Source organism: Sphingomonas sp. CCH21-G11 (assembly GCF_001555965.1).
Taxonomy (GTDB): domain Bacteria; phylum Pseudomonadota; class Alphaproteobacteria; order Sphingomonadales; family Sphingomonadaceae; genus Sphingomonas.
Genome location: NZ_LSHX01000013.1, coordinates 20673 through 28622 on the forward strand (window position 1 = coordinate 20673; position 7950 = coordinate 28622).

Genomic DNA, 7950 nt, shown 5'->3' on the forward strand with positions numbered 1-7950 from the left:
ACACCCCGTCCGCGCAAAGGACCGACAATGTCCGGCAGGTCTCCTGGCTCCCGGGTCGCCGCGATCGCCCCGCCTTCCCGGCCGATCTTCGGCCAGTGGCATGTGGGGCGACCGCTCGCCGGTCACAGTTGCGGGGACAGCCGCGGCTGGCGGGCTATCCGCCCGCTTCCGCGTTCCCTATTAATCCCATCTCTGGGAACCGAACACGGAAGGCGGATTATGGCAGCCACGCGCGCATGGCAAGACGAAAGGCGCTGCGGGTGCTGACCCTGATCCTGGGCGGGGCGCGGTCGGGCAAGAGCAGCCGGGCGCAGGCGCTCGCCGAATCGCTCGCCGACACCCGCGTCTATCTCGCCACGGCCCAGGCGTTCGACGACGAAATGGCGGACCGGATCGCGCGTCATCGAGCGGATCGCGGCGCGGGCTGGCGGACGGTCGAGGCCCCGGTCGATCTGCCCCGCGCCGTTGCGGATGAAGGCCACCCGGACCGGGTCCTGCTAATCGATTGCCTGACCTTGTGGACGAGCAACCTGATGCATGCCGAAATCGATGTCGCCGCCGCCGGCGATGCCCTGATCGCGGCGCTGTCGGCGGCGGCGTGCCCGGTCGTGATGGTCAGCAACGAGGTCGGGCTGGGCATCGTTCCCGACAATGCGCTTGCCCGCCGGTTCCGCGATGCGGCGGGACGGTTGCACCAGCAGGTCGCCGAGCGCGCCGATCATGTCGAGTTCATGGTCGCCGGCCTGCCGATGCGGCTCAAATAGCCGGCGGCTGCAGGACTCAGGCGCGTGCCGCGCCGAAATGCGCGCGCGCGGCGGCGACGAAGGCCGCGATATTGGGTGCCCCCCGGCGGCTCGCCTGATAGAGCAGGGTGACGGGAACCGCCGCGGGCTCGAACGCCTCAAGCAGGCGCGCCAGCCGCCCGGCGGCAATCGCGTCGTCGACCTGATAGGACAGCGCGCGGGTAATGCCATGTCCGCGTTCGGCACTGGCGATGGCGGCGGCGGCGCTGTTGACCGACAGTCGCGGCTGGACGTGAACGCCGGTTTCGCCGCGGGCGCCGAACCGCCAGTCGTTGGTCGCGCCGATCCCCTCGAACGCGACGATGCGGTGATGCCGCAGGTCGGCGGGCGTCCGCGGCGTTCCGTACGCGGCCAGATAGTCGGGGCTTGCGACGGTCAGGCGGCGGACCTCTGCCAGCGGCACGCCGATCAGCGCGCTGTCGGCGGGCGTGCCGATGCGCACGGCCAGGTCGAAGCCTTCCTCCACCAGATGCGTCACCCGGTCGAGGAACGTCATGCGGATCGACAGGTCGGGATGGTCCGCCGCCAGCCGCTCGGCGATCGGCAGGATGTGCAGCCGCCCGAACATGACGGGCGCGGTGATGCTGAGCGACCCGCGCGGTGCCGCGTCCTTTCCGCGCACCAGCGCGGCGGCATCCTCCAGTTCGCTGAGCAGGCGGCGGCATCGGTCGGCATAGATCGCGCCGCGCTCGGTCAGTCGCACCGACCGCGTCGTGCGCATCAGCAGCGCGACGCCCAGTTCGCTTTCAAGCTGCGCCACCGCGCGGGTGGTCGCCGCGCCCGACAGGCGCAGCGCATGCGCCGCCTGGGTAAAGCTGCCGCGATCGGCGACGGCGAGGAAGGCGCGCATGGCGTCGATCCGGTCCATGGTTTTATTTCAATCAGTGAAACAATGAAGTGTCAAATCCACGAATTATCTTCAAGGAAGCATGCGACTATCTCCCTGCCTCGGAGGCGCTGCCGCCTCGCTGCACAGGAGAAACGCCATGTCCCGCCTGACCATTCCCGCCCGCGATGCCGCACCTGCCGCGTCGCAGCCGCTGTTCGACGCGGTCGAAAAGTCGCTCGGCGTCGTCCCCAACCTTTTCCGTCTCGTCGGCCAGTCGCCCGCCGCGCTGGAGGGTTTTCTCGGCCTCAACGGCGCGCTCGGCAAGGCGCTCGATGCGAAGACGCGCGAGCGTATCGCGCTCGCGGTCGCCCAGGCCAATGGCTGCGACTATTGCCTGTCGGCCCACAGCTATCTGGGGCTGAACCTCGCCGGGATCGACGCGGCGGAGATCGCGCGCAACCGGGCAGGCCATTCGGGTGATGCCCGCGCCGACGCCGCCGTGGTGTTCGCGACGAAAGTGGTGGCGAGCCGGGGCCGGGTGAGCGATGCCGACCTCGCCGCGGTCAAGCTTGCGGGCTTCAACGAGGCGCAGGTGATCGAGATCGTCGCGCTGGTGGCCGTCAACGTGCTGACCAACTATGTCAACAATGTCGCTGAAACCGACATCGATTTCCCGGTCGTGCGCGCGACTGAAGCCGCCTGACCTCCCGCCGGCCGACGTGACGCACCTGCGCGCGTCGGCCACCCCTCTCGCTTCGAGGCAACGTGATGGCCAGTCATTTCCTCAGGATTGCCGCCAGCGCCGCCGCCCGTGATGCCCAGACGGCCGCGGGCAGCCGCGCCAGCTATGCGCGCATGGAGGCAAAGGGCGAGGGGGCCGACCGGCTCGGCGCGGCGGAAGCGGCGTTCATCGCCGCACGCGACAGCTTCTACATCGCCAGCGTCAATCCCGACGGCTGGCCCTATATCCAGCATCGCGGCGGTCCGGCCGGCTTTCTGCGCGTGCTCGACGCGCAGCGCCTGGGCTTTGCCGACTTTGCGGGCAACCGCCAGTATCTGACGCTCGGCAATGTCGACACCGATGATCGTGTCGCGCTGTTCCTGATGGATTACCCCAATCGCCGCCGGCTGAAGCTGCTCGGCCGGATGCATGTCGCCGACGAAGCCACGGTCGCCGCGCTGGCCGAACCCGGCTATCGCGCACGCGTCGAGCGCGGCTTCGTGATCGAGGTCGCGGCCTTTGACTGGAACTGCCCGCAACACATCACCCCGCGCTTTACCGAGGCCGAACTGGCCCCTGCGCTCGCGCCGATCAGTCAGAAACTCGACGCGCTCGACCGCGAGAACATCGCGCTCCGGGCGCGTATCGCCGAACTCGAACAGGAGAAGAGACCATGACGCCGCGCCCGCCGCTGCCGCCGTTCACCGCCGACACCGCCGCGCAAAAAGTGCGCATGGCCGAGGATGCGTGGAACGGGCGCGATCCCGCGCGGGTGGCGCTCGCCTACACCCCCGACAGCCGCTGGCGCAACCGCTCGACCTTCCTCACCGGGCGCGCCGAGATCGAGGCGTTCCTGGCCGCGAAATGGGCGCGCGAGCACGAATATCGGCTGATCAAGGAATTATGGGCCGCCGCCGACGATCGCATCGCGGTGCGTTTCGCCTATGAATATCACGACGACGCCGGCCAGTGGTGGCGCGCCTATGGCAATGAGAATTGGCGCTTCGATGCCCACGGCTACATGGCCGAACGCCATGCCAGCATCAACGACGTCGCCATTGCCGAACATCAACGCCGCTTCCACTGGGACCGCGCCGGCGTCCGCCCGCTCGACCACCCGGATCTGAGCGCGCTCGGGATCGACATGCTTTCCGGCGAAACGCCCGGGCGCTAGCGGCGAACGCCCGTTTCCGGGCATCGCTGTGCGCGCGGCTTTATGAACGCGCCTGGCGGCCCAGCTGCGCGCGGATGCGGGTGGCGAGTTCGTCGAGCGAGAAGGGCTTGGTGATCATCGCCATGTTCTCGCCCAGAAAGCCCGATCGCAGCGTCGCATTCTGGGCATAGCCCGTGATGAACAGGATCGGCAGGTCGGGGCGGTGGCTGCGCGCGATGTCGGCGAGCTCGCGACCCGTCATGCCGGGCATGCCGACGTCGGAGATCATCAGGTCGATCGGCATGTCCGACGCGAGCAGCGGCAGCGCCCTGGCGGGTTCGGCCACCTCGATCGCCTGATAGCGCAGTTCGTTCAGGACCTCGCGCACGAGCATGCGCACCGCGGGATCGTCCTCGACCAGCAGAACGCACTCGCCCTCGCCCAGCGGCGTGGCGGCGGTGTTCTCGCCCACGACCGCCGGCATCGCCTCGGTGACGGGCAGGAACAATGTGACCGACGTGCCCAGCCCGACCTGGCTGTGCACCCGCACCGCGCCGCCGCTTTGCTGCGCAAAGCCATAGACCATCGACAGGCCCAGCCCAGTTCCCTGGCCCAGCGGCTTGGTGGTAAAGAACGGGTCGAATACCTTGTCGAGCACTTCGGGCGGGATGCCGACCCCGCTGTCGGACACCGAAACCACGACGAACCTGCCGACGGGCAGGCCGGGGCGCGTCTGCACGTCCGTCGCGGCGACATCGGCCATCCGCGTCTCGATGACGAGCCTGCCGCCCTCCGGCATCGCGTCGCGCGCGTTGAGGACGAGGTTGAGGACCGCGTTCTCCAGCTGGTTGGTGTCGGCGAGCGCGTTGGAGACGGTTTCGTCGAGCGCGAGGACGAGTTCGATCCGCTCGGGCAGCGCACGTTCGATCAGCGGGCGCATCGATTCGATCAGCTGGTTGATCGCCAGCGGTTGCGGGTCGAGCGACTGGCGCCGCGAAAAGGCGAGCAGCCGCTGGGTCAGCGCGGCGGCCCGTTCCGCCGAGGTGGTCGCCGCATCCATGTAGCGGTCGAGCTTGTCGAACTCGCCATTGGCGATCCGCCGGCGCATCAGGTCGAGCGACCCGATGATGCCGGTCAGCATGTTGTTGAAATCGTGCGCGATGCCGCCGGTCAGCTGGCCGACCGCCTCCATCTTCTGGCTTTGCCGCAGCGATGCCTGCGCGCGCTCGCGCTCCGCCGTTTCCGCCTTCAGCCGCGCCAGCGTCTCCTCCAGCTCGGCGGTGCGCTCGCGCACCTGCGTCTCGAGGCGCGTCGCGGAGTCGGCCAGCGCGCGGCTGCCCTCGGCAAGCGCGTCGCGCTGTTCCTGCAGCTCGTGCCGCTGGCGGTGCAGCTCGAAAAAGACATTGACCTTGCTGCGCAGCACGTCGGGTTCGATCGGCTTCTGGATGAAATCGACCGCGCCCGCCTCATAGCCGCGGAACCGCCGCTGCCGGTCGGCGCTGCCCGCGGTCAGGAAGATGATCGGGACGTGGCGCGTGCGTGCGGCACCGCGCATGAACTCCGCCAGCTCGAACCCGTCCATGCCGGGCATCTGGACATCGAGCAGCGCGAGCGCGACGTCGTGGGCGAGCAGCTGTTCCAGCGCCTCCTCGCCCGAGCGTGCACGCACGAAGACGAGCCCGTCTCGGCGCAGCAGCGCCTCCAGCGCGACGAGGTTTTCCTCCAGGTCGTCGACGATCAGCAGTTTGACGAGATTGGGGCCGTCGTTCATTCCTGTCCTAACTCAACCAGATAATCGCCAATCGCCGCCAGCGGCATCGCCCGCGCCGCAGGGGCGCTGCGCTGCGCCGCCGCGGGCATCGCCGCTGCGAACGCCTCGTCGGGGTCCTGAACCAGCACGCTGCCCCCGGCGGCCGCAATCGCCGCCGCGCCGCGCGCGCCGTCCTCGTTCGCGCCGGTCAGCACCACGCCCAGCAGCGCGGGGCCGTAGCTTTCGGCAGCACTTTCGAACAGCACGTCAATCGACGGGCGCGAGAACAGCATGGGTTCGTCCACGGACAGTGCAAGCGTGCGATTCGCCTCGACCAGCAGGTGATAGCCCGGCGGCGCGAAATAGACGGTTGCCGGCTCGATCGGTTCCTTGTCCTCGGGTTCGCGCACCGCCACCGCACATTTGGTGCGGAACAGCGGCACCAGTCCCGACGGCGCATCGGGGACGTGGACGACGACCAGCACCGGCAGCCTATAGTCGGCGGGCAGGCGCGGCAGCAGCTCGGAAAGCGCCTGGATCGCACCGGCCGACGCGCCGATCACGACGATCTGCGGGGCCGGCGCCGTCATCCGTCGCTCCGGCGATAGATTTTCTCTTCGCGGACGAATTCGCGAAAGGCGGCGGCATGCGCGGAAAAGCGCAGCGTCTCCTTGGCACCCAGCCCCAGGAACCCGCCCCTCACGAGCGACTCACGGAACAGGCCGAGCGCCCGGTCCTGCAGCGGCCGGTCGAAATAGATCATGACGTTCCGGCACGACACGAACTGGCATTCCGCGAATACCGCGTCGGTCACGAGGCTGTGGTCGGAGAACACCACCTGCGCGCGCAGCTTCTTGTCGAAGGCGGCGCGGCCATAGGCGGTCGTGTAATAATCCGAGAGCGAGGATTTGCCGCCCGACAGCTGATGATTCTGGGTGAATGCCGCGATCCTGTCGACCGCGAAGATTCCCTTCTTCGCGGTCGCGAGCGCGGCCGGATTGATGTCGGTCGCATAGAGGAGCGTGCGATCGAGCAGCCCCTCCTCGTGCAGCAGGATCGCGAAGGAATAGAGCTCCTCGCCCTGGCTGCATCCCGCGATCCAGATCTTGAGCGAGGGATAGGTGCGCAGATGCGGCACCACCTTCTCCCGGATTGCCCGGTAATAGCCCGGATCGCGGAACATCTCGCTGACCTGGACCGTCAGATAGTCGAGCAGCCGCGTCACCACGCGGTCGTCGTGGAGCAGCGCGTCCTGCAACAGCGACAGGCTGGCATAGCCCATCTGGTCGCGTGCCTGGCGCAGTCGCCGCCGGATCGACGCGCGGGCATATTGGCGAAAGTCGTAGTGATAGCGCCGGTACAGCGCCTCCAGCAGCAGCTGCGCCTCGATATCCTCGATCCGCTCGGCCGCGGCCGCGGGCTTCAGCGTGGCATCCATACACGCACCAGCGAGAGCAGTCGGTCGACGTCGAGGGGCTTGGCCATATAGTCGTTGGCGCCCGCCGCCAGACATCGTTCCTGATCGTCGGGCATCGCCTTGGCCGTCAGCATGATCACCGGCAGCTTCGACCAGCGCGGGTCGAGCCGGATCCGCCGCGTGGCGTCGAGCCCGTCCATCACCGGCATCATCACGTCCATGAGGACAAGGTCGATGGCTTCCTCGGTGTCGGTGCGGCGGTCGATCGCCTCGATCGCTTCTTCGCCGTTGCGGGCGATCACCACCTTGACGCCACGCGGCTCCAGGATGTTGGTGAGCGAATAGATGTTGCGCACATCGTCCTCGACGATCAGGACGCGGCGGCCCTCCAGCACGGCATCGCGGTTGCGCGCCTGGCGGATCATCCGTTGCTGCTCGGGCGGCAACTCCGCCACGACCTGGTGGAGGAACAGCGTCACCTCGTCGAGCAGCCGCTCGGGCGATTTCGCCCCCTTGATGATAATCGAGCTGGAATAACGGCGCAGCTGCTGCTCGTCCTCGCTCGACAGGTCGCGGCCGGTATAGACGATCACCGGCGGAAAGCCGTGCTCGCCCTCCTGGCTCAGCGTCTCGAGCAGCGAATAGCCCGACGCGTCGGGCAAGGACAGGTCGAGGACCATGCAATCGAACGTCTGTTCCTTCAGCAGCTCCAGGCATCGTGCGGCGGTGCCCGCGCCCACCGTCTCGATCTCCGGCCCGGCGAGCAGCTTGCCGACCGCCTCGCGCTGGACCGGATCGTCCTCGACGATCAGCACGCGCCGCATCGTCCGCGTCAGCTGCGCCTCGAGCGCCGAGATGGCATGGGCCAGGTCCTCGCGCTTCACCGGCTTGACCAGATAGCCCATTGCGCCGAGCGACAGCGCGGTCTGCTGATGATCGCTACCCGACACGACGTGGATCGGGATGTGGCGTGTCGCATCCTCGCGCTTCAGCCGGTCGAGCACCGACAGCCCCGACTGGTCGGGCAGCCCCAGGTCGAGGACGATCGCGCTCGGCTTGAAGTCGCGGGCGAGGTCGAGCGCCTCCTCGGCCGTACCCGCGACCAGCGTCTGAAAGCCCGCCTCGCGCGCGAGGTCGCGGACCACGCCGGCAAAGGCGCGATCGTCCTCGACGACCAGCAGGATGCGGCGCAGCGTGTCGATCTGCTCGCGATCGTCCTCGATCGGGATGGCGCGTTTCACCCGCCCGGCGCGGGGCGGGGCGGCCTGATCGGGCGC

General features: G+C 68.4%; 9 protein-coding genes and 1 riboswitch. Of the genes, 4 read left to right on the forward strand and 5 right to left on the reverse strand.

Going from position 1 to position 7950, the window contains the following annotated elements; all coding sequences use genetic code 11:
- Positions 1-16: 16 nt before the first annotated feature.
- Positions 17-219, reverse strand: a riboswitch (cobalamin riboswitch).
- Positions 220-236: 17 nt separating this feature from the next.
- Entirely contained in the window at positions 237-764 is a 528-nt protein-coding gene (cobU, locus tag AX676_RS02890; RefSeq protein WP_066481290.1) for a bifunctional adenosylcobinamide kinase/adenosylcobinamide-phosphate guanylyltransferase, read from the forward strand.
- A gap of 16 nt (positions 765-780) precedes the next feature.
- Here cobU and AX676_RS02895 read toward each other — a convergent pair whose 3' ends face one another.
- Entirely contained in the window at positions 781-1671 is an 891-nt protein-coding gene (locus AX676_RS02895) for a LysR family transcriptional regulator (RefSeq protein WP_066481265.1), read from the reverse strand.
- A gap of 118 nt (positions 1672-1789) precedes the next feature.
- Here AX676_RS02895 and AX676_RS02900 point away from each other — a divergent pair, with 118 nt between their 5' ends.
- The 3 genes from AX676_RS02900 (at position 1790) to AX676_RS02910 (ending at position 3527) form a co-directional block, all read left to right on the forward strand.
- Positions 1790-2335 (forward strand): carboxymuconolactone decarboxylase family protein, encoded by a 546-nt coding sequence (locus AX676_RS02900; RefSeq protein WP_066481266.1) that lies wholly within the window; start codon positions 1790-1792, stop codon positions 2333-2335.
- A 65-nt stretch (positions 2336-2400) separates the two neighbouring features.
- The gene (locus AX676_RS02905) at positions 2401-3030 is read left to right on the forward strand and encodes a pyridoxamine 5'-phosphate oxidase family protein (RefSeq protein WP_066481267.1); all 630 of its coding nucleotides are present in this window, start codon (positions 2401-2403) and stop codon (positions 3028-3030) included.
- On the forward strand, positions 3027-3527 hold the full coding sequence (locus AX676_RS02910; protein WP_066481271.1) for a nuclear transport factor 2 family protein: 501 nt from the start codon (positions 3027-3029) through the stop codon (positions 3525-3527). The genes AX676_RS02905 and AX676_RS02910 overlap by 4 nt, the downstream gene beginning before the upstream one ends.
- Positions 3528-3567: 40 nt before the next feature.
- Here AX676_RS02910 and AX676_RS02915 read toward each other — a convergent pair whose 3' ends face one another.
- The 4 genes from AX676_RS02915 to AX676_RS02930 all read right to left on the reverse strand — a co-directional run.
- Positions 3568-5277, reverse strand: coding sequence for a response regulator (locus tag AX676_RS02915; protein ID WP_066481274.1), 1710 nt, complete (start codon positions 5275-5277; stop codon positions 3568-3570).
- Positions 5274-5846 carry a chemotaxis protein CheB gene (locus AX676_RS02920; RefSeq protein WP_066481277.1) on the reverse strand — a complete coding sequence of 191 codons (573 nt, stop codon included), beginning with the start codon at positions 5844-5846 and terminating at the stop codon, positions 5274-5276. Before AX676_RS02920 ends, AX676_RS02915 begins: the two co-directional genes overlap by 4 nt.
- Positions 5843-6694, reverse strand: a complete 852-nt coding sequence (locus AX676_RS02925) for a CheR family methyltransferase (RefSeq protein WP_066481280.1) — start codon at positions 6692-6694, stop codon at positions 5843-5845. The genes AX676_RS02920 and AX676_RS02925 overlap by 4 nt, the downstream gene beginning before the upstream one ends.
- Positions 6679-7950 (reverse strand): response regulator (locus AX676_RS02930; RefSeq protein ID WP_156441210.1); only part of this gene is annotated, 1272 nt, incomplete at its 5' end. The genes AX676_RS02930 and AX676_RS02925, both read right to left, overlap by 16 nt.

What these genes read in the sequence shown, in the direction of transcription:
- AX676_RS02895 (WP_066481265.1), bottom strand. Translation starts at nt 1,671, where the DNA reads ATGGACCGGATCGACGCCATGCGCGCCTTCCTCGCCGTCGCCGATCGC.
- AX676_RS02920 (WP_066481277.1), bottom strand. Translation starts at nt 5,846, where the DNA reads ATGACGGCGCCGGCCCCGCAGATCGTCGTGATCGGCGCGTCGGCCGGT.
- AX676_RS02925 (WP_066481280.1), bottom strand. Translation starts at nt 6,694, where the DNA reads ATGGATGCCACGCTGAAGCCCGCGGCCGCGGCCGAGCGGATCGAGGAT.
- AX676_RS02900 (WP_066481266.1), top strand. Translation starts at nt 1,790, where the DNA reads ATGTCCCGCCTGACCATTCCCGCCCGCGATGCCGCACCTGCCGCGTCG.
- AX676_RS02910 (WP_066481271.1), top strand. Translation starts at nt 3,027, where the DNA reads ATGACGCCGCGCCCGCCGCTGCCGCCGTTCACCGCCGACACCGCCGCG.
- AX676_RS02915 (WP_066481274.1), bottom strand. Translation starts at nt 5,277, where the DNA reads ATGAACGACGGCCCCAATCTCGTCAAACTGCTGATCGTCGACGACCTG.
- cobU (WP_066481290.1), top strand. Translation starts at nt 237, where the DNA reads ATGGCAAGACGAAAGGCGCTGCGGGTGCTGACCCTGATCCTGGGCGGG.
- AX676_RS02905 (WP_066481267.1), top strand. Translation starts at nt 2,401, where the DNA reads ATGGCCAGTCATTTCCTCAGGATTGCCGCCAGCGCCGCCGCCCGTGAT.